The sequence below is a fragment of the Haloferax sp. DFSO52 genome, assembly GCF_048158745.1.
In the GTDB taxonomy this organism is placed as follows: Archaea; Halobacteriota; Halobacteria; order Halobacteriales; family Haloferacaceae; genus Haloferax.
Genome location: NZ_JBLOPB010000001.1, coordinates 524,698 through 544,657, shown reverse-complemented (window position 1 = coordinate 544,657; position 19,960 = coordinate 524,698). Strand labels below are relative to the sequence as shown.

At 62.1% G+C, this 19,960-nt stretch carries 22 protein-coding genes and 1 pseudogene; 10 read left to right on the top strand and 13 right to left on the bottom strand.

All coding sequences use genetic code 11. The features are described from left to right. Window positions 1–14 precede the first annotated feature (14 nt). The 8 genes and pseudogenes from ACK3SC_RS02885 to ACK3SC_RS02850 all read right to left on the bottom strand — a co-directional run bounded on the left by ACK3SC_RS02885 (window position 15) and on the right by ACK3SC_RS02850 (window position 5,333). Window positions 15–656: a helix-turn-helix domain-containing protein gene (locus tag ACK3SC_RS02885; RefSeq protein ID WP_416838618.1), complete on the bottom strand. Its 642-nt coding sequence runs from the start codon at window positions 654–656 to the stop codon at window positions 15–17. Window positions 657–755: 99 nt separating this feature from the next. Further along, window positions 756–1,217 carry a pyridoxamine 5'-phosphate oxidase family protein gene (locus tag ACK3SC_RS02880; RefSeq protein ID WP_416838617.1) on the bottom strand — a complete coding sequence of 154 codons (462 nt, stop codon included), beginning with the start codon at window positions 1,215–1,217 and terminating at the stop codon, window positions 756–758. A gap of 104 nt (window positions 1,218–1,321) precedes the next feature. After that, on the bottom strand, window positions 1,322–1,468 hold the full coding sequence (locus tag ACK3SC_RS02875; protein ID WP_416838616.1) for a hypothetical protein: 147 nt from the start codon (window positions 1,466–1,468) through the stop codon (window positions 1,322–1,324). Between the two features lie 354 nt (window positions 1,469–1,822). After that, on the bottom strand, window positions 1,823–2,029 hold the full coding sequence (locus tag ACK3SC_RS02870; protein ID WP_416838615.1) for a hypothetical protein: 207 nt from the start codon (window positions 2,027–2,029) through the stop codon (window positions 1,823–1,825). Window positions 2,030–2,034: 5 nt separating this feature from the next. After that, entirely contained in the window at window positions 2,035–2,418 is a 384-nt protein-coding gene (locus ACK3SC_RS02865; protein ID WP_416838614.1) for a helix-turn-helix domain-containing protein, read from the bottom strand. Between the two features lie 184 nt (window positions 2,419–2,602). Then, a pseudogene (locus tag ACK3SC_RS02860) lies at window positions 2,603–3,444 on the bottom strand (DUF5995 family protein). Window positions 3,445–3,575: 131 nt separating this feature from the next. After that, window positions 3,576–4,787, bottom strand: a complete 1,212-nt coding sequence (locus ACK3SC_RS02855) for an MFS transporter (RefSeq protein ID WP_416838613.1) — start codon at window positions 4,785–4,787, stop codon at window positions 3,576–3,578. 93 nt (window positions 4,788–4,880) lie between these two features. Further along, a complete protein-coding gene (locus tag ACK3SC_RS02850) occupies window positions 4,881–5,333 on the bottom strand; it encodes a pyridoxamine 5'-phosphate oxidase family protein (protein WP_416838612.1) in 453 nt (150 codons plus the stop codon). Window positions 5,334–5,440: 107 nt separating this feature from the next. Between ACK3SC_RS02850 and nucS the strand changes: the two genes are divergently transcribed. Continuing rightward, window positions 5,441–6,259, top strand: coding sequence for an endonuclease NucS (gene nucS / locus ACK3SC_RS02845; RefSeq protein WP_416838611.1), 819 nt, complete (start codon window positions 5,441–5,443; stop codon window positions 6,257–6,259). Between the two features lie 45 nt (window positions 6,260–6,304). On the opposite strand, the gene ACK3SC_RS02840 is transcribed toward nucS, so the two are convergent. After that, entirely contained in the window at window positions 6,305–6,955 is a 651-nt protein-coding gene (locus tag ACK3SC_RS02840; RefSeq protein WP_416838610.1) for a type 1 glutamine amidotransferase, read from the bottom strand. 253 nt (window positions 6,956–7,208) lie between these two features. Between ACK3SC_RS02840 and ACK3SC_RS02835 the strand changes: the two genes are divergently transcribed. Both ACK3SC_RS02835 and ACK3SC_RS02830 read left to right on the top strand, forming a co-directional pair. Next, window positions 7,209–7,739 carry a 50S ribosomal protein L16 gene (locus ACK3SC_RS02835; protein WP_416838609.1) on the top strand — a complete coding sequence of 177 codons (531 nt, stop codon included), beginning with the start codon at window positions 7,209–7,211 and terminating at the stop codon, window positions 7,737–7,739. 132 nt (window positions 7,740–7,871) lie between these two features. Beyond that, window positions 7,872–8,744: an ATP-grasp domain-containing protein gene (locus ACK3SC_RS02830; protein WP_416838608.1), complete on the top strand. Its 873-nt coding sequence runs from the start codon at window positions 7,872–7,874 to the stop codon at window positions 8,742–8,744. 21 nt (window positions 8,745–8,765) lie between these two features. On the opposite strand, the gene ACK3SC_RS02825 is transcribed toward ACK3SC_RS02830, so the two are convergent. Beyond that, the gene (locus ACK3SC_RS02825; RefSeq protein ID WP_416838607.1) at window positions 8,766–9,128 is read right to left on the bottom strand and encodes an Hsp20/alpha crystallin family protein; all 363 of its coding nucleotides are present in this window, start codon (window positions 9,126–9,128) and stop codon (window positions 8,766–8,768) included. 349 nt (window positions 9,129–9,477) lie between these two features. Here ACK3SC_RS02825 and gap point away from each other — a divergent pair, with 349 nt between their 5' ends. The 4 genes from gap to ACK3SC_RS02805 all read left to right on the top strand — a co-directional run bounded on the left by gap (window position 9,478) and on the right by ACK3SC_RS02805 (window position 13,688). Beyond that, on the top strand, window positions 9,478–10,530 hold the full coding sequence (gene gap, locus ACK3SC_RS02820; RefSeq protein ID WP_416838606.1) for a type I glyceraldehyde-3-phosphate dehydrogenase: 1,053 nt from the start codon (window positions 9,478–9,480) through the stop codon (window positions 10,528–10,530). 135 nt (window positions 10,531–10,665) lie between these two features. Beyond that, window positions 10,666–11,871: a phosphoglycerate kinase gene (locus ACK3SC_RS02815; protein WP_416838605.1), complete on the top strand. Its 1,206-nt coding sequence runs from the start codon at window positions 10,666–10,668 to the stop codon at window positions 11,869–11,871. Between the two features lie 58 nt (window positions 11,872–11,929). Further along, entirely contained in the window at window positions 11,930–13,111 is a 1,182-nt protein-coding gene (locus tag ACK3SC_RS02810) for a thiolase family protein (RefSeq protein ID WP_416838604.1), read from the top strand. An 88-nt stretch (window positions 13,112–13,199) separates the two neighbouring features. Further along, a complete protein-coding gene (locus tag ACK3SC_RS02805; protein ID WP_416838603.1) occupies window positions 13,200–13,688 on the top strand; it encodes a metallophosphoesterase in 489 nt (162 codons plus the stop codon). A gap of 146 nt (window positions 13,689–13,834) precedes the next feature. On the opposite strand, the gene ACK3SC_RS02800 is transcribed toward ACK3SC_RS02805, so the two are convergent. Next, the gene (locus ACK3SC_RS02800; protein WP_416838602.1) at window positions 13,835–14,902 is read right to left on the bottom strand and encodes a type II glyceraldehyde-3-phosphate dehydrogenase; all 1,068 of its coding nucleotides are present in this window, start codon (window positions 14,900–14,902) and stop codon (window positions 13,835–13,837) included. 201 nt (window positions 14,903–15,103) lie between these two features. Between ACK3SC_RS02800 and ACK3SC_RS02795 the strand changes: the two genes are divergently transcribed. Beyond that, window positions 15,104–16,063: an aminopeptidase gene (locus ACK3SC_RS02795; protein ID WP_416838601.1), complete on the top strand. Its 960-nt coding sequence runs from the start codon at window positions 15,104–15,106 to the stop codon at window positions 16,061–16,063. Between the two features lie 42 nt (window positions 16,064–16,105). Here ACK3SC_RS02795 and ACK3SC_RS02790 read toward each other — a convergent pair whose 3' ends face one another. Further along, on the bottom strand, window positions 16,106–16,837 hold the full coding sequence (locus ACK3SC_RS02790; protein ID WP_416838600.1) for a hypothetical protein: 732 nt from the start codon (window positions 16,835–16,837) through the stop codon (window positions 16,106–16,108). Window positions 16,838–16,894: 57 nt separating this feature from the next. Continuing rightward, window positions 16,895–18,169: a PQQ-binding-like beta-propeller repeat protein gene (locus ACK3SC_RS02785; protein WP_416838599.1), complete on the bottom strand. Its 1,275-nt coding sequence runs from the start codon at window positions 18,167–18,169 to the stop codon at window positions 16,895–16,897. A 129-nt stretch (window positions 18,170–18,298) separates the two neighbouring features. On the opposite strand from ACK3SC_RS02785, the gene ACK3SC_RS02780 reads away from it, so the two are divergent. Both ACK3SC_RS02780 and ACK3SC_RS02775 read left to right on the top strand, forming a co-directional pair. Continuing rightward, on the top strand, window positions 18,299–18,955 hold the full coding sequence (locus ACK3SC_RS02780; RefSeq protein WP_416838598.1) for an HVO_0476 family zinc finger protein: 657 nt from the start codon (window positions 18,299–18,301) through the stop codon (window positions 18,953–18,955). Between the two features lie 66 nt (window positions 18,956–19,021). After that, window positions 19,022–19,960, top strand: a complete 939-nt coding sequence (locus ACK3SC_RS02775) for a class I SAM-dependent methyltransferase (RefSeq protein ID WP_416838597.1) — start codon at window positions 19,022–19,024, stop codon at window positions 19,958–19,960.

The window sequence follows — 19,960 nt, the reverse complement described above, 5'->3', positions numbered from 1 at the left end:
GGCCGGACGGCCTGTTATCCTTCTTCGAGGATATCCCCGAGAAGTTTCGTCTGTGCGGCCGCGAGGTGTTCAGAGAATGTCGACTGGCTGATGTCGAGTTCGGCAGCGACTTCGGTTGCGTTCGCACGTCGTGGACGCTCGAAATAGCCCATCTTGTAGGCCATCTGAATCACTTCGAGTTGTCGAGCCGTGAGCTTCGCCCGGTCGACGAAGATGTTGTCTTTCGGCGAATCACCAGTCGGTGACCGCACGAGTCGTTTGATATCGAGATTGGGGAATCGCTCGCGGAGTTCGCCGATAGCCGTCTGGAGTTGGTCGTAGTCGGCAGCGTAAAAGACGAGCGTCAGCGTTCCGTTCTGGGTGAAGTAGCGGTCGATTGGACACCCGAACTCACCGAGACATTCACACGGGCACCCGACAGACCCGTCGTGGACGATTCGAAAGACGTGTTTCGTCCCGTAGGAGAAGACAGGGTCCAGGTCGACGCTCGTTGCGTCTTCGGTATCGACGACGAACTCGGTGACGCTCGGCGAGTCAGGGAGCGACGCAACACTCGTCGAGACGGAACTGACGATGGAGTCAGTCGCGGAGGCAATCGAGGCGATTTGGCAGACAGGTGTATCGAATTCGATAGTTGCGCGAATTCCGGAGGGCATGAGTAACTTACGCGAGTCGCTGGTGGACGACGGTGGACGCAGACGGGCCCGTCACAGTGGCAGTAAGTCGGGGTCGAATGCGACCGTGACGGTGAACGCTCATTGGGTGTCCTCGTCCGGGTCGACGCGAACTTCACGGCCACTAATCGACTCGGGGACGAGTTCGAAGAGTTGGATGTCGAGGTCACGCTTCGATTCCGCCCAGATTTCGAACAGTGGACGTTTGGCGTCGCCGTACTGTGCAATGCGTTCGGGAGTGAGTTCACTCGTCGGAACCCGTTCGAGTGTTCCCTTCGCGATGACGCTTCGGTATACGTCGTCGACAGATTCGTGGACGACGAGGCGTGCTTTCGGCGACGACGTGAGGAACTCGCGTTTTTCGCTCTTGGGAGTCGAGACGAGTCGAAGGTAGAAACGGCCATCGACGGTGTCGTACCCGTAAGAGATAGGGATCGCGTATGGCTCGTCTGCTCTCGCCAGTGACAGCACTCCCGCCTCGTGACGAGCTAATATCCCGTCGATCTCGTCGGGTGAGAGGTTAGTCTGTTGGTCCAAGGACATCGGTTCGTATGCACTGACTCGCGGGGGATGTTATCATTGTTACTTCTCGGCGCGGAGACGTATAAACCGGCGTGCCCAGCACACTCCGCACTGTAATCGGGAATTCAGGCTCGAGAAAACGACTGGCTCGAAACTGACGACGTGCAGACGACACATCCGTTTTCGATGAGCGCATCACGCATCGACCCGTTTACCACCATGGACTCCCCGCACTCGGGGCAGACGAAGGTGTAGTCTGTGCCGTCAGGCATGTAACTCATACTCGTGGTTCACGTGTATATGTAGCCTACTGTTTCTTCCAGACGACTGTTTCTTCCAAAGGAAGAACAGAGATGGGCAGGAAATCCGAACGAAAACGGCCGTTGTTGTCGAAATAATGGGGAGATAGCAGAGAGACAGGGGAGAGACAGGGAAGAGAGAGGGGAGAGACAGAGCACCCAGCTATTCAGGCGAAACAGCTGAGAACGCGGTTTCCGAGACCGTCGACGTGCATATCGGACACCCGCGTTCGAGGAGCGCATCTCGCATCCCATCGTTGACTTCGAACTGCTCTCCACACTGCGGACACTCGAATACGTACTCGTTTGCTGTCGACCCGGCCATCATCAGTCCACCTCTGGTGATTCGAGCGCGTCTTCCATCCCGGTCTCGAGAACGGTCGAGGCGACGTCCTTCGCGACTTCGATATCTTCGTCTCGGAGTTCGGCAGCTCGACTGGCGACCATATCCTGCGGGTGGGTCAGCGTCGTCTGTCCTGTGAGTTCGACGAACAACTTACCGAAATCTCGTGCCGGTGGGCGGTGGGTAGACATCGGACTCAGCGCTCCGTGGTGTCTTCACCACCGTCGGTCGCGACCTGTCGGAAGTTGACCGAGACGCCCGCGTCGAACGAAAGCGAGAGTGCGTCGAAGTGGGTCGAGAACTCTCGAGGGTGGTGTGCGTCGGGTTGAATCCGCCGGCCTTCTTCGAGGAGTGCCGCGTCGGACAGCAGGTCGAGTTTTCGGTAGACGCTCGAAAGCGGGATATCACACAGGTTCGCGCACTCCTGTGCGGTTCGTGGTTGGTCGTCGCAGACAGCGAGAATGCGACGGCTGTCGCCGTCGTTGAGGGCCGAGAGGACGGCAGACGGGTCTGGAGTGTGGTGGTCGCGAGCGCCGAAACCGAGCGCACCGTTGGCAGTGAGCGTCGTGGATGAGTTCATACCCAAAGAAACGACCGTTACCCGGAGGTATCTATCACCGCGCTATCCGGGGGAGTTTAAGTACCCCTCGGAGAACTGCCACGAAAATCGGGCGTCGGTCAGGTACTTGTTGGGGGGTCAGCTTCGAGCAACATGTCCTCTTCGTCGACTCGCACTCCCGTCTCTATGTGGGCTTCGAGGCCGTCTAGTCGCGCCCGCCGTTTTCGACCCGTTCTAATCTGTCGCGGAGGGTGGTGTTCGCTGTCGGTGCGAGAATGAAGTGGCCCGCGCCCATGGTGACGCTTCTGAGACACCACCGGACAGCACGTTTGACCGGTTCGTACCGACCATCGGTCAAGGCAACTGCGCCGCGCCACGCGTTGCGCCGCCCCTCGCGAAGCGTGAAAAACGAGAGCGTCTCGTCGAGTCTCCCGAATGATTCGTCGATGTCGGCGATTCCGTCGGCGTAGCGGGCAGCGATGAGGTCCTGTTCTTCGTCGACGAGGCGGCGCAGGACGCGATTGATTCGTCGGTGGTCGTCGTACTTCGCGTGTCGCTGTGGGTCGATACCGACCTCAGCGAGCGCGAGCGCAAGGTCGTAGTTCACGTGCGCGTTGATACCGAGGAGGATATCCTGTGTCACGAGCGATTCCCCGCTGAGAGACGTTTCGAACGAGAGCCGCCAGGGGTCGGGTACCATCTCGAACCTGCCGCGTTCGAAGGCGAGAACGCCCGCCGATAGTGGTCAGCGAAGGTGACGAGGTAGTCTGCAACCCACGCGGGGTCGGTGAACTCACCGTGTTCGAGTCCGGCATCGACTTCGGCAGTCACCCGAGCGTAGATGGTCAGAAACACCGCCCGTCGGTCGCCACTTTCGTAGAGGAGCGCTTCGAGCGCAGCGAGTCGTTCGTGGGCGTCAGCAACGTCACGGAATGGCGCTTCGACGAGTCGGAGCACCTCGGACGACGCGTCAGGACGAGGTTCCGAAAGTGACGGATTCGGCGTTCGCACTGCCGTCACGAGTTTCCGACCTTCGCCCAGCGTCATCCGGCGCATACGATAGGGTACCGATACGTGCGAGAGGAGGTTAACAGTGCTGTCGCTGGGACAATCAGGACGGCGACAGTATCGACGACTGGTGATGCTGTCCGCTGGCGGTCACCGAAGTGACGAAGGTGTCACCCGCGCCCGCCGGCCAGCTTCGTCGCACTGGGATGGCCTCGAAGTCGCCACATCGCGAGCGTTCCGACAGCAGGTCCGAGTGCAAGCGGTGCGAACGCCCACTGCCAGCCGATGGCGTCAGCGACGATGGGCGTGAGTTGGATGGAGACGACAGTCAACAGGAACCCGAAGGCGGTCTGGAGCGTGAGCGCAGTGCCGACGTAACTGGCATCTGCGAGTTCGGTCACGGCCGCAGAGAACTGCGCGGAGTCCGCGACGATGACGAATCCCCATCCGAGGACGAAGGGGACGACGACCAGCGGGGAGGCACCGTAGACGAGGCCAACGAGGAGACTCGCGAGGCCACTCAGAACCATACTCGCGGCAGTGACGGTTGTTCGCCCCCAGATGTCGGACGCACGTCCGGCGACCAGCGCGCCCAGTCCACCGATAGCGATGGCACCGAACGCGGTCAACGCGGCCGCTTCGGGGGTCGCGAGTGGGTTCTCTGAGGCATCGTACGCGAGGGTGAGAAAGACCGGAAGCCACGTCCAGACGGCGTAGAGTTCCCACATGTGACCGAAGTAGCCAGTGTTGGCGAGGAGCGTCGGTGGGTCGCGGAGGATGCGCCGAACTGCTGCAGGGTCGAAGGGGGCGGCAGGGGACTGATACGGACCGGGGCGGACGCCGAGCACCACGACACCACCGACGGTTGCGAGCGCCGCAGCACCGAGGAGGACGAGTCGCGGGCGGTCGATGCCGCCGACAGCGCGCAGAAGGTGTGGAAGCGCAGAGCCAACGGTGAGCGCACCGATGAGCGTCCCGATGGCGAGTCCACGTTCTTCGCGGAACCATCCGGCGACGAGTTTCATCCCCGGTGGGTAGACGCCAGCGAGCGCGACGCCCGTGACGAATCTGAGTGTCAGTGCTGCGGTTGGGGAGGTCACGACAGTTGCGAGCGTCACCGTCGCTGCCGCGCCGACGAGTGCCGACCCGGCGACGAGGTATCGTGGAGGAAGCACGTCCGACAGCGTCAGGGCCGCGGAGGCGAGCGCGCCGACGACGAACCCGAACTGGACGGTGGTCGTCAACAACCCGGCCTGTTCGGGGGCCAACCCCCACACCGTCGCGAGTTGCGGAGCGACGGCGCTGGCGCTAAACCACAGCGACATCGCGAACAGTTCGGCCACGGCGAGCGTTCCGAGGACTCGCCACTTCGACGCAATCACAGGTGTTGTGACGACAGGGAAGATAAAAGATGAACGGTGGCAGTGCGACCGGAGTGCGCAGACCCGAGACACATCAGTGGTGGCGCTGGATACTCAGTGGTGGCGCTGGATACCCGTCCGGTGGTCGATGCGAAGTTCCCACCCGAGGAGATCCTGCATCGATTCAGTCTCCGAAAAGAGACTTGGGTACTTCGCGTTGTCTTCGAGAATGTCGCAGACGTGGTGCCACTCTTGATCTTCGATGAGGTGGAGTTCGCCATCGACGATGACGCTCTGCCACTCGTCTCGCGACGGGAACTGCCACACAGTGAAACTCGCTCGTGCCGTCCGTGCTGCGAACGCTGTCTTCCGTGACGTCTCACCGGGGCGGAGGAAGACGAAGTAGAGTCGGTTTCGCTCGGCGTCGTAGCCGAACGACAGCGGGAGCCCGTAGGCGACACCGTCGTCGGCGAGGGAGAGGACGCCGACGCCCTCCTCGCGGAGTATCCGGTCAATCTCTTCGTCCGGCATTACGATACGGTTGGTCTCCGCGAATTCAGGGGCCATGTTACCAGTACGCACGGAAAGGAGATAAGTATGCCAGCGAACCGGAACGTTTCCGGCGACGACGCGGGGCTTATGCCCGGCGACCACCAATCACCGCCAACACTCGGATGACGGTGAACACACTCCACCGACCGGCCCACCGCGACGCCCTCGTCCACCTCGAATCGGCGTTCGAGAACGGCGAGATGTGCACCGTATTCGGGCGGTGTACCGTCGATTACGACGGTCGAGCGACGAGCAAACTCGGCCCCGGAGACCGACTGGTACTGCTGAAACCTGACGGCTCCATCCTCGTCCACACCGACGAAAAGCGCACGCCAGTCAACTGGCAACCGCCGGGGTGTACGCACGCTGCGAGCGTCTGCGATGGACGGCTCCGCATCCGAAGTACGCGGTCGAATCCGGACGAACGACTCGACGTGTTTTTCGAGCGGGTCGAGCAGTGTTCGGTCTACGGAGTCACCGACCGAAGCGACCTGGAACTCACCGGCAGCGAAGAAGACCTGCGCCAACACATCCTCGCGAATCCGTCGATTCTCGAATCAGGATTCGACCCCCTCGAAACCGAGCGCCAGAGCGACGCCGGCCCGATCGACATCTTCGGTGAAGACGCCGATGGAAGTCCCGTCGTCGTGGAGTTGAAACGTCGGCGGGTCGGCCCCTCCGCGGCGAGTCAACTCCGGCGATACGTAGACGCCCTCCATCGAGAATTCGGCGACGACGAACGGATTCGTGGTATTCTCGTCGCGCCCTCGCTCACCGACCGGGCGGCCGGCTTGCTCGAACGCGAGGGACTGGAGTTCGTCGCGCTCGACCCCGAGACGGGCGAACCACCGGTCGAAGATGTCGAAGATGGCGAAGATGTAGACGGAGGCAGTGAACACGTAATCGAAGGCAGTGTAGACGTAGACGAAAACGGCGAGTGAGACGCAGTCGAGGGCGACCGGGAACCAGTTGAGGACGACCAAGAATCAGTCGAGACCGGCGAGCGACGCGAAGTTATCGAACGTTTTCACGGCCGTCACGTCGCCGAAGTCACGGTGTTCGTCGTCGTCGGGCCATCCGAAGTCGTCTGCGATGCGGTCGAGGAGCGCCTCGGTGAACTCGGGATGATACTGAGTCGTCCAGACGGGTGCGGACTCGTGACGCGTGGCGAGGTGGTCGTAGTAGTCGGCACTGGCGATGGTTTCCATTCGCTCGCCGGGTTCGACCACGTAGTCGCCGTGGACCATCGGAATCTGGTTCGAAACATCCTCGAACACCGGGTCGTCGACGAGTTCGACGTTCACGATACCGCGTGTCTGGTCGCCCGCTTCGACAGTCCCACCGAGTGCGTCGTTGACGAGTTGGTGGCCAAAGCAGACACCGAGTGTCGGTATCTCGCGCGCGACGAGTTCGCGGACGAGGCGATGGCCGTCTTCGATCCACGACCGCTCGTCTGTCTCGTAGACGCCCGCAGTACTTCCGGTGACGATGACTGCATCGACGTTCGAGAGCGTCGGGAGTCCATCTCGGGGGAGTGAGTGGACACGCCCCTCGCGGCCATCGAGCGCGAGTGACGCGAGTGTGTCGGTGAAGTATCCCGGCCCGTCGGGGGGCATCGTATCGCAGACGAGCAACATCGGCCGAATCGAAGTGGTGGTCTCTGATAAGCGTGTGGTAATGCGACGCACGTTTGTGCGTTCCGCCCTCGTCGCCGAATGTCGCAGGCGAGGGCGCCTCGTCCACGCTGTCGGGGGATTTCAGAGTCGATGTCAGAGTCGTCGTCTCCGCGTGAGAGGGGTATTTTCCGTGTGAGACGCTCACACGGCCCGTTAGACGGTGAATCTTCGAAGCGTTTTTAGCCCGCCTAACCCTTCGGTTTCACAAGTAACTATGTCAGACAAACCCGCCTCTATGTACCGGGAAATCAAGAACCCGGCGTACACGCGACGCGAGTACATCACGGGAATTCCCGGTTCCAAGATCGCACAGCACAACATGGGCGACCTGCAGGCGGACCCCGAGGACTACCCGGTCCAGATCACCCTGCGCGTCGAAGAAGACGTTCAGATTCGACACGGTTCGCTCGAATCCGCACGCCTCTCGGCCAACCGTCTCATGCTCAAGAACGCCGGTGAGAAGCAGTACAAGATGATCCTGCGCAAGTTCCCGCACCACGTCATCCGCGAGAACAAGCAGGCAACCGGTGCAGGTGCAGACCGTGTTTCTGACGGAATGCGCCAGTCGTTCGGTAAGGTCGTCGGCACCGCCGCTCGCATCCCGAAGGGCGAGGCCGTCTTCACCATCTACTGCGACGTCGAGGACGCTGCAATCGCGAAGGACGCCTTCCGCCGCGCCTACAACAAGATGTCGCCACCGTGCAGCATCGATGTCGAACGCGGCGAAGAACTGCTCGTCGCGTAAACGTCCGTTCGCACAGCGACTCTCCGTTGCGTTCAACGAACGCAACGAGGAACTGCTCGTCGCGTAAGCGCCCGTTCGCACGCGTTTCCGCGAACCACCTCACTTTTGCCCGAGGCCACCACCAAATAGCGTATGCTTCGGCTGGCGGTGACGACCAGTAGTGAGACGTTCGAGCGAATGCGAGAGCCGCTCGCCGCACACGGTATCGAGGTGGGACACCTTCGTGCCAAAGAGTTCGCCCTCGACCTCTCGACACCGCCGACGGACGAGTTCGACGTGGGGTTCGTCTATCCAACTCGGGCGATGGAAGGCGGCGTCGTCGCCGCGAGACACGACATCCCGTGGGTGAACACGCGTGAAGATATCCTCTCGTCGCGGAACAAGGCGGGAATCGTCGCCACACTCTCACGGGCCGGCATCCCCGTGTTACGGAGCGTCTACGTCTCGAATCCGACCGACGAAGCGTCACTCGCAGATGCAATCGAACAGGCGGGACTCGACTATCCGGTCGTCGTCAAACCGAACTCGACGACTCGCGGCGTGGGCATCGCGAAGGCCCACGACCCAGATTCACTGTCGGGACTGGTCGACCACCTCAATCTCATCCACGACTATCGCGCGACGGGCGACAAATCCTATCTCGTCCAGGAGTGGCTTCCAGACGCCCGTGACTACCGGGCGATGGTCGTCGATGGCACCGTCGTGGGAGCGGTCGAGCGCCGCCTGTCCGAGCGCGCGCGTGCGGACGGGAGATGGAAACACAACGTCCACCGAGGTGCCGAGGCAGTCGGCGTGGACCTCCCGGCGCGACATCGACGCCTCGTAGAAACTGTCGCCGAGGAACTCGGCATTCGCTATCTCGGTGTGGACCTCCTCGAGTCCGATGGCCGAGTCGTCGTCTCCGAGACGAACGCCCGGCCGACCATCGACGACGATACGAAGTACGACGACGACTTCTTCGAGCGACTGGCGGCGCTCATCGAACGGGTCGCGAAAAACTCGTAGTGCTGCCGTCTCGGTCGCCGATTACTCGACGTCGATGGCGGCAGAATCCTCAGCGCGGTCGAACGTGACCTGTAGAACGCCGTTGTTGAAGGTGGCCTTCGCAGAGTGTTCGTCGACGCGTGCCGGGAGGCGGATGCGTTCGTCGAACTCGCGGCGGTCACCGGCGGCGCTAATCGTCAGCGTTTCGCCATCGCACTTGAGGTCAATCGCGTCTTTATCGACGCCTGGGAGGTCCGCGACGAGTCGAAGTGTAGAACCCTCATCGTATACGTCGATGTGGGTTTCGGAGGTGAACCCAGCGTCTCCTCCGGTCATATCATTCATCATCCGTTCGATTTCATCGAAGATGTTATCGAACGGGTCGTCACGGTCGTCTCTGACCATGGGGGCCGCTATGAAATCGGAGGATAAAACGTTTCTGCCTGTGACAGTCACGTGGCAACGAATCGCTACGATTCGGCTGTGAGATTGTCCGTTCTATACGTCCTGAGGGTGTGAGATATCAATTCTGTACGTCCCGAGGGGGTAAGATGGCCGTTCTGTCCGTTCTGAGGTAGTGAGAGGTCCGTTCTGTCCGTTCTGAGGAACTCAGAAATCGCATGCGAGAGTGAACAGATTTGATTGTTTTTGCCTATTCTATGATTTTCTATGAAAGGTAACGTTCGATTCGGTCGGGTTTACCGAAACAGATATACTACTGGCACGATGATGTGTTGGTAGGAACTACTCGAATATGAGTGAAAAATCCTACCTCAACGCGGGCGAAAACGTGGATGAGTCGGACGTGGTTCGGGTGGCACTCAACGGGTTCGGTCGAATCGGCCGAAATATCTTCCGTGCCGTCCTCGACAACCCGAAGGTCGAACTCGTCGCCATCAACGACGTCATGGACTTCGACGATATGGCGTACCTCGCAAAGTACGACTCCGTCATGGGCCGCCTCGACGGCGTCGAACGCGACGGCGACGTGCTCACCATCGGTGGCACGTCGGTCGGCCTCTACAACGTCCAGTCGCCAGCAGAACTGCCGTGGGGCGGACTCGACGTCGACGTGGCGCTCGAATGTACCGGTATCTTCCGCACGAAAGAAGATGCCTCGGCACACCTCGACGCGGGCGCAGACAAAGTCGTCATCTCCGCACCGCCGAAAGGCGACGAACCCGTCAAACAGATCGTCTACGGCGTCAACCACGACGAGTACGCAGGAGAGGACATCGTCTCGAACGCCTCCTGTACGACGAACTCCGTCACGCCAGTCGCGAAGGTGCTCGACGACGAGTTCGGCATCCAGAACGGCCTGCTGACGACGGTTCACGCCTACACGGGAAGCCAGAACCTCATCGACAGTCCGCACTCGAAACAGCGCCGTGGCCGTGCTGCCGCCGAGAACATCGTCCCGACGACGACCGGTGCCGCACAAGCGACCACCGAAATCCTGCCCCAGCTCGACGGCAAACTCGACGGGATGGCGATTCGCGTCCCCGTGCCGAACGGCTCGCTCACCGAACTCGTCGTCCAACTCGACGAGAAACCGTCTGTCGAGGAACTCAACGACGCCTTCCGTGCGGCCGCCGATTCGGGGCCGCTCGCCGGCGTCCTCGGCTACACTGACGACGAAGTCACCTCCCGTGACATCCTCGGTCTGCCGTTCTCCAGCACCGTCGACCTCAACTCCACGAACGAAGTCAACGACGGTGGCCTCTACAAGATTCTGACGTGGTACGACAACGAGTACGGCTTCTCCAACCGCATGCTCGACGTCGCCCACTTCATCACGCACCAGTAATCGCACACACGCTCCGAAACCGCACACACGCTCCGATACACCTCGTACGTTTGGACCGCCCGACACCCTTCGAATCGACTCCGACTCCGGACTGACTCGACCACCACTAAGTAGCACCTCTCCGTTCTTCCGACCATGTTCAAAACGCTCGACGACCTCGAACCCGAACAGCGCGTCCTCGTCCGTCTCGACCTCAACTCCCCCGTCGAAGACGGCGAGGTACAGGACAACCGACGCTTCGACCGACACGCGACGACGGTGAAGGAACTCGCCGAACGTGGGGACAGAGTCGTCCTCATGGCCCACCAGGGTCGCCCCGGCGGCGACGACTTCGTCTCGCTCGAACAACACGCCGACATCCTCGCTTCGCACATCGGCCGAAACGTGCAGTTCGTCGCCGACACCTACGGCGACGAGGCTATCGACGCCATCGAATCCCTCGAACCGGGCGAGGTTCTCCTCCTCGAAAACACCCGAATGTGTGACGAGGAACTCCCCGAAGAAGCCCCAGAAGTCAAGGCCGAAACCGAGTTCGTCCAGACGCTCGCCCCTCACTTCGACGCCTACATCAACGACGCCTACTCGGCGGCCCACCGCTCGCACGCCTCCCTCGTCGGGTTCGCACTCGAACTGCCTGCGTACGCCGGGCGCGTGATGCAATCCGAGTACGAGGCGAACTCGTCTATCGCGACTCGTGAGTTCGACGGACAGGTGACGATGGTCGTCGGCGGCACCAAAGCGACCGACGTCATCGACGTGATGAACAACCTCGGTGAGAAAGTCGACCAGTTCTTGCTCGGCGGCATCGCCGGCGAACTGTTCCTCCGCGCCGCCGGCAACGACGTTGGATTCGACCTCGACGGCATGGACTTCTTCGACGACCAGTGGGAGGCCAACCGAGAGACCATCGAGTCCCTCCTCGACGAGCGCGGCGACCAGATCAAACTCGCAGTCGACCTCGCCTACGAGGACGCGAACGACGAACGCGGTGAAATCGCCGTCGCCAACATCACCGAGAAAGACCGTGCCTACCTCGACGTTGGGTCGATGACCGTCGACCAGTACGACCCAATCATCCGTGACTCCGAGGCCGTCTTCGTCAAGGGTGCACTCGGCCTGTTCGAAGACGAACGCTTCGCCGTCGGCACCGTCGGCGTCCTCGAGGCCATCTCGCAGACCGACTGTTTCTCCGTCGTCGGTGGCGGCGACACCTCGCGCGCCATCGAGATGTACGGCATGGACGAATCGGACTTCGGCCACGTCTCCATCGCCGGCGGCGCGTACATCCGCGCGCTGACCGGTGCGCCACTGGCCGGTATCGAAGTGCTGAAGCAGGACTGAGAACCGACCAGCCTGTCCGTACACAAACAATATTGACCGCCCCGCCGAGCAGGGTAGTATGCAGGACGCCTACATCGTCGACGCCGTCCGGACACCCTTCGGGAAGCGAAAGGGGTCGTTCAGCGGCCTTCATCCACAGGACCTCGCTGCGAAACCGTTGCTCGCACTCGAAGCGCGACTCGGCTTCGACGGGTCCGAAGACCCAGAAGACGTCATCTATGGCTGTGTCACGCCCGTCGGTGAACAGGGGATGAACATCGGCCGACTGGCACCCATGGTCGCCGGATGGGGCGACGGCATTCCCGGCGTCCAACTGAACCGGATGTGCGGGTCCGGCCAGCAGGCCATCAACTTCGCGGCAGGCCAGATTCGTGGTGGAATGGCCGACGTGCTCGTCGCTGGCGGCGTCGAACACATGACGCGCGTCCCGATGGCGTCGGACTCCGCCGTCGACCGATTGACGTTCGCAGACGCCTCGAACGTGACCGAGACGTACTTCGACCACTTCGACGAACTCACCTCACAGGGCGAAGGTGCCGAGCGAATCGCCGAACAGTGGGGCCTCTCGCGTGCAGCTGTCGACGAGATTGCAGTGGATTCGCAGTCGCGCTGGGGGCGTGCCGCCGAGGCGGGAAAGTACGACGAACAGGTCGTCCCGGTCGAAGTCGAAGTCGATGGCGAGACACGCGTGGTCGAACAGGACGAACATCCACGTCCGGGCACGGATATGGAGACACTCGGAACTCTCCCGCTCGCCTTCCGCGAGGAAGGAGACGGCGTCATCCATCCGGGCAACGCATCAGGAATCGTCGATGGCGCGGCGGCGACAGTCGTCGCATCCGGTGACGCGTGCGAAGAGTACGGCTGGGAACCGAAAGCCCGTATCGTCGATACCCACGTCGTCGGCGTCGACCCGAAGACGATGTTGACGGGGCCGATCCCAGCGACGAACGAGTTACTCGCGAAAACCGACCTCACCATCGACGACATCGACCGGTTCGAAGTGAACGAAGCGTTCGCGTCGGTCATCGGTGTGTGGCTCGAAGAAACGGGCGCGGACTGGGAGAAGACGAACGTCTGGGGCGGGGCAATCGCCCACGGCCACCCACTCGGTGCGACCGGTGCGGCACTCCTCGGCAAACTCCCGTATCAACTCGAAGAGTGCGGCGGGAAGTACGGTCTGTGTACAATGTGTATCGGCTTCGGACAGGGAATCGCGACGCTCGTCGAGCGAGTCTGAAGCGACCACTGACGGCCGATGGCTCCCCACGGCCGATGGCACCGAGTTCTGACGTAGTTTGAAACCAGATGCCGTCGAATCAGAGCGTATGAAACTCGGCGTCGTCTCTGACACGCACGACAACCTCGACTACGTCGAGGCGGCGGTATCGCACTTCGAAGCAGAGGACGCGGACGTCGTCGTTCACTGCGGCGACATCGTCGCGCCCTTCTCCGCGACGCCGTTCGACGCCGATTTCGACTTTCACGCCGTCCGCGGCAACAACGACGGTGAGTGGAAACTCCGCGAGATAGTCGAGTCGTTCGGAACGTATCACGACGACTTCGCACATCTGACGCTCGGCGGCACCGACGTCGCCGTCTATCACGGCACCGAAGCGGGCCTCGTGGACGCGCTCGTCGAATCGGGAAGCTACGACTACGTCCTTCGGGGACACACGCACCGCCGGACGTTCGAACAGCGAAACGGAACGGTTCACATCAACCCCGGTGGTCTCCCGATCTCGGGGGCCGACGAGTTGTTCCACGTTGCTGTGATAGACCTCGAAACGGGAGACGTCTCGTTCACGCCGCTGTAACAGGGGACGTCTCGTTCACGCCGCTGTAACAGGGGACATCTCGTTTACGCCGCTGTAACAGGGGACGCGAGACGAACAGATTGTGACAGGGGACGCGAGACGAACGGAACGAGTGAGAAAAGAGGGCTGAACAGACGATTCGCTGATTAGTCGTCGGCGAACTCCGCACGCGCCTGTTCAGAGAACCCAGAAGGGTCGCCGGAGATACCGACACCGAGTTTGCGGTCGGTCAGTTCCATACTCGTCTTCTGGTCTTCGAGTTCGAACATCGCGCGAATCGCGTCGACGTTCTCGGGAATCACGTCGGACTCCTGGTGGATGGCCTGGAAGAGGTAGAGGTCACGGCCGTTGACGCCGATGGATTCGCCCCAGACACAGTTCTCCCAGAGGTCACCGCGTGGGCGTTCGGCGTCGAGTGCGAGGTCCTTGAGTTTGCCAGCACCGTCGATGCCGAGGCCCTCCGGAATGACGTAGATGCGGTCTTCGCCTTCGAGCAGTTGGCGGACGTGGGCACCCGTCACGTCGTCTTTGAGCGTGACGTTGAGCGCGTGCACGTGCATCAGCGTCGCCGGCACCTTCAGACCGAGCGTGTCGATTTGGAGGTCCGGGAAGATGGTCTTCACGTCGGGGCCGTGGTGCGACGGGACCTTGATCGGGTCCGGCAGAATGTCGTTGATGGGGCCGCGAGAGTTCTGTCCCGGGTCGCCACCACGACGGACGAGCGTCGCGCGGACCTTCTCGACACCGTACTCCTCTTCGAGCGGTGCGATGACGCGCGAGAGACCGGTCGTGTTACACGAGACGACGCGGACGTAGTCGGCGTCGCGGGCGGCGTCGTAGTTCGCTCGTGCGTTGAAACTCACGTCGGCGACGTCCGCGCTCTCTCCGCCCTGGAAGATTGCGGGCGTGTGGTGCGTCTCGTACAGTTTCCGGTTCTTCGCGCCGATTCCAGAGGGCGTACAGTCGACGATGATGTCCGCTTCCGCGACCAGTTCGTCCACTTCGCCAGCGAGGTCGATGCCGGCCTCGGCGAACAACGGGGCACGTTCGGGGATGGCGGCGTACATCGGGTAACCACGCTTGACAGCGGTGTGCGCTTCGAAGTTGGGTTGCGTCTTGGCTACGCCAATGATTTCCATATCAGGTTGCGCCTCGACCGCGTCGGCGACGCGCTTTCCGATTGTTCCGTAGCCGTTGACACCCACTCGTATCATAGGAGACAGACGACCGCAAGTGACCATAGTTATTTCGATGGTTAATGGCAAGAAATTAACTCCAAGGCGAGTGAGTCCCCGAATTATCTCTGAGTCGAGTGAAGTTGTGTTCGGAGAGAATTTCTCAACAGTGACGACGACGAATCGAGCGAGGGGGGCCACATGGGAACGCCTAACCCGCCCGGCGACACAGGACCGACCATGACGACGGACGACTCCGACCTCCGCGCCGCGAGCGAGACGGCGATTTTTCAGTGTCTCGACCTCCAGGCCGACGAATCACTGCTCGTCGTGACGGACGACAAGCGCGAACGTATCGGTGAAGCCCTCTACGAGGTTGCCTGCGAAGTGACAGACGACGCCTCCATCATTCGCTACCCGCCGGGCAACCAACACGGCGAAGAACCACCCGCTCCCGTCGCGGCGGCGATGGCCGACGCCGACGCCTTCCTCGCGCCGACGACGAAGAGCCTCAGTCACACCCGCGCCCGCGGCAACGCGTGCGATGCAGGTGCCCGCGGTGCGACGCTCCCCGGCATCACCGAAGCCGTGTTCGTCACCGGCCTCGACGCCGACTACGACGCCATTTATCACCACAGTAAGGCGATGCTGGAGGCCGTCGGTGACGCCGACGAAGTTCGCGTGACCACCGAGAAAGGCACGGACATCACCTTCGTCCGCGGTGACCGCGAATGGCTCGCAGACACGGGAGACATCTCCGACTCCGGGTCCTTTTCGAACCTCCCCGCAGGCGAAATCTTCCTCAGTCCCGAATCCGCCACCGGCACCTACGTCGTCGATGGCACGATGATGCCCCACGGCCTGTTAGACGAGGGGCAGGACCTTCGGTTCGAAGTCGAAGACGGCTACGTCACTCACATCTCCGACGACGACATCCGCGAACAGGTCGAAACCGCGGCCGAGGAAGTCGGCCAGGACGCGTTCAACCTCGCAGAAATCGGCATCGGCACGAACGTCGGTGTGACCGACCTCGTTGGCTCTGTCCTCTTAGACGAGAAAGCCGCCGGCACAGTCCACATCGCCATCGGCGACGACGCGGGTATCGGCGGCGACACCGACGCACCGCTCCACCTCGACGGCATCATCCGGAACCCGACGGTGTACGCCGACGGCGCGGAAGTCGACCTGCCACAGCCGTAAGCTGGCACGACACGCGTTCGCGCTCATTCATCACGTTTGCACTCACGGCACGCCGACGTGCCGGTGCCGGTTGAACAGGTAGATAGCCGCGACGACGGGCACGAGGCCCAAAACGAGGATTGACGGCAAGACGTATCTGCGAGTTCCCGGCGTCCATTCGAGCGTGCTTCCTCTAACTGCCTTGAGGTCCGCTGCGAGACCGAACGTGAACAGCACAACCCCCGTTCCGGTGAGCAGGCTGAAGCCAGCGATTCGGAGGGCGTTGTGTTCTACAAACGTCAGCGTGGCCCCGAACGGAACCACGAACATGCTGAATCCCGCGAGGAACAATAGCGGTCCGATAGCGAGCGAATACCACCAGCGCGAGGTGACGAGTTCGCCGCGAGAGAGCGGCGTCTCGACAGGAAGGTTCCCGATGCCAACAGCGTCGTATCGTCGATAGAGGTAGAGTCCGGCCACCACGAGAGAGATCGGGTAGAGCAGTCCGAGCACACCATACCGACGAGGGCTCGGTTGCCATTCGTCGGCAGCAGAGTCGCGTGCGTCTCGGGAGAGCGCGAGTGCGAGTCCGGGAATCGCAATCACGAGCGCCACACCAAACAGAACCAAGATGAACACGACACCGGGGTCGGTGGATGACGGTGCTCTCGACTGGGCCGTTATCGAGAAGACGAGCGAGACGTAGTAAAGGACGAATCCGAGAATCGGGACGGCGTAGAATCCGGAGAACACCGAGGCGCAGATGAGGTGCCACCACCTGAATTCGAGTCGCATCACTCGTCTGTCGGACGGTCGAGAGTTAACTCTACTGTCAGGTTCGGCCGGGACTGTTCACCCGCTGAGACACCGACCACCAACCGAGAATCCACAGGACTCGAGACCGAGCAGTTCACCCCGGCCGAGTGCGAGGTAGGCCGCGCCGTCGACGACAGCCAGTCCAGACGGCATCGACGCCACCGATATCTGTCCCGACCCACGAACCTCCCCAGTCGCCGCATCGAGTGCGTAGAGATAGTTCGGCGTCTGTTCTTCGTTCGGTCGCTCGGCGACGGTGTAGACCGTCATTCCGGCGACTGCTGGCGTCCAACTGGACGAGACGAGTGGTCTCGGGCCGAACGACCAGACGAGTGCGCCGGTATCGAGTCGTCGCGCCACGAGCAACCCGTCTGCACAGTAGTAGACGAGTTCGCCCGCGACAGTGATTCCCGTCTCAGTGCGTCGAAGTGCCGGTTTTCGCCAGACGATGTCACCGGACCGGCGGTCGATGGCCGCAATCGACTCCGGGTCGCCATCGAGTGGGACGAGTAGTGTGTCGCCAGCGACGGTGACGGGGCCATCGACCGGCAGTGAAAGCGACCACTGCCGTTTGCCCGTCTCGATGTCGAGCGCGACGATGCTCGAATCACCGTCCAAGAAGGGGACATACACTATCCCATCGGCGGCCGACAGTGTCCACGGCATCCGACGTGAGTTGAATCCTGCCTGCCACCGTGGTCTACCAGACTCGGCATCCACCGCGACGACTGCCACTGGCGGAGTTCGTTCGCCGTACGTCGCAGTCACGGCCATGCCATTCGAGACGATTGGTGGTGCAATATGCGGATACGGTTGCTCAGTCGTCGGGACCGGGTGCGTCCACAAGAGTTCGCCATCGGTCAAGAGCGCGTGAAGCCCCTCGAAGGTCCGAGCGTAGATGCGCCCGTCGGCGACGACCACCGAATCGTGATGGTAATCGAGTTGGTCGGATTCGGTTTCCGAGACCGTGGTCCGCCACAGTTCCTCGCCCGTCTCGGCCGAGAACGCGGAGACGACCGATTCGTGCCGCCGGTCGTACCCGCCACGTGTATGCAAGTGGAAGACCGTCTCGTCCGCCACGACGGGCGAACTCGTCGGGTAGCCATCGAACACGTCAGTTCGCCACGCGACAGTGAGGTCACCGACCGGGCCACTCGCAGGTGAGAACCCCGTTCGGGCGTCGTCGAACCCCCACCGAGACCACGTCCCCTCGTAGGTTGGTGCGTCACCGCCGGAGAGACACCCGGCGGTCGCCGACAGCGCAGACGCTCCGACTGCGGTGAGGAACTGGCGGCGGGTGGGAAGAGACACGTCCAAGACGTTGGTCGGGAGACAGGAAAAACATCGCACTTCGTCCCCCGGAGAGTGGTCCCCGACACCGACTCCCACGCGGACGACGAGAAAGGCGGCTTTTTACGGCCTGAAGGGGTAGCGACCCTCATGAGCCTACCCGACGCCGGCGAACGCGTCCCTCTCTCCTGTCCGTCGTGTTCGCCCGACGAACCCACCGTCCACGAGGTGCTGAAACCCGGCGGTCAGTCGACCGTCCGCTGTACCGAGTGCGGTCAGGTCCACAAAGAGAAAGTAGAGATTCCCGACGAAATCGACATGGACGTCGTCGTCTCACAGGACGGGTCGTCCGTCTCGACGACTGTCTCTGCACCCAAAGAAGCAGATATCGAACTCGGCGACGAGTTCATCGTCGACACGCCCGAAGCGATTCAACTCGTTCGCATCACGGGCATCGAAGTCGGCCCCGACGAACGCGTCGACGAAGCGCTCGTGAAAGACATCCAGACGGTCTGGACCCGCGTCGTCGACAACGTCTCGGTGAACGTCACCATCCACCCGAAAGACGGAAAGCGCGAAGAGACGCGCAGCATCACCGTCAACGTCCCCGGCGACTACGAGTTCGTCGTCGGCGAGACGGAGTCGTTCGGTGACGAAGAAGTGAAAATCGAGGGCCTCGTCGTCCGCGCCGACGCCCCCGAGTACCGCCACGGCAAACTCGACCACCCCGGCGACATGGTCTACGCCAAAGACGCAAAGCGCGTCTACACCCGTGACCAGTCGTCGTCGGCGTGGTCTGCCTGGTAGTCGCCTCCAACGACACGAACGACGCACACGGAACGAATTTTCTTCTCCCACACCGTCAGTGGGGATATGCCTACTCGCGACCGGTCGCACGCGTCGGTCGAATCACTCGCACTCCTCTGGGCCGCCCGCGAGAGCGGCGTCATCGACGCGCTCACGTCTACTGCGGGAACCGCCGAGAAAGTCGCAGCCGTTGCGGACATCGACCCCAGAGCGGCCAGAATCACCGTCGATGCACTGGCCACGATGGGGTTCATCAAACGCGTCGGCGACGAATACGAGATTACGAACCGAGCGCTCGGCTTTCTCGCGAAGCGCGACGTTCGGTCTATCGGCCGCCTCCCGCACGCACTGGATTACTTCTCGCTGTACACTGCCCTCCCCGAGACGATGGCGACTGGCGACGGTCCTGACATGCCCGACGAGTGGCGCCGAAACCGACTCGGTGCGGAAGACGCCACCGGCGAATCTGTCGTTCGGGCCTGCGTGACCGCCGCAGTCCGTGAATCACCGGACGCGAGTCGCGTCCTCGAACTCGCCGGTGGGTCGGGAATCTTCGCCCGCGAGTTTCTCGAACGCGGGTACGACGTGACGTACGTCGACGACGCCGAGACGGTCGAAATCGTCCGGCCGCTCCTCTCACGTGCCGGCGTCGACCTCGTCGCGGGCGACCCGACCGACCCACCAGTCTCCGGATTCGACCTCGTCTTCGTCGGTGACGCGTTCGACGGCCTGTCCTCCGACGACGCGGCGTCGCTCGTCGCCGGAGCGTACGACGCGCTCGCACCCGGCGGAACTGCCGTCTTCGTCGACGCACTCCACGGCCGATGCTCGGCAGCCGCGACGACCAGACGGGCAGTCGACGCACTCGCACTCGGGTGCGGTGACCTCTACGACGAATCGACGGTCCGGTCGTGGACCGATGCGGCAGGATTCGCCCGTGAGACGGTCCGAGACGTCCCCGGAACCGACGTACAGGTGGTCGTCGCCGAACGTGCGGTTGATTAG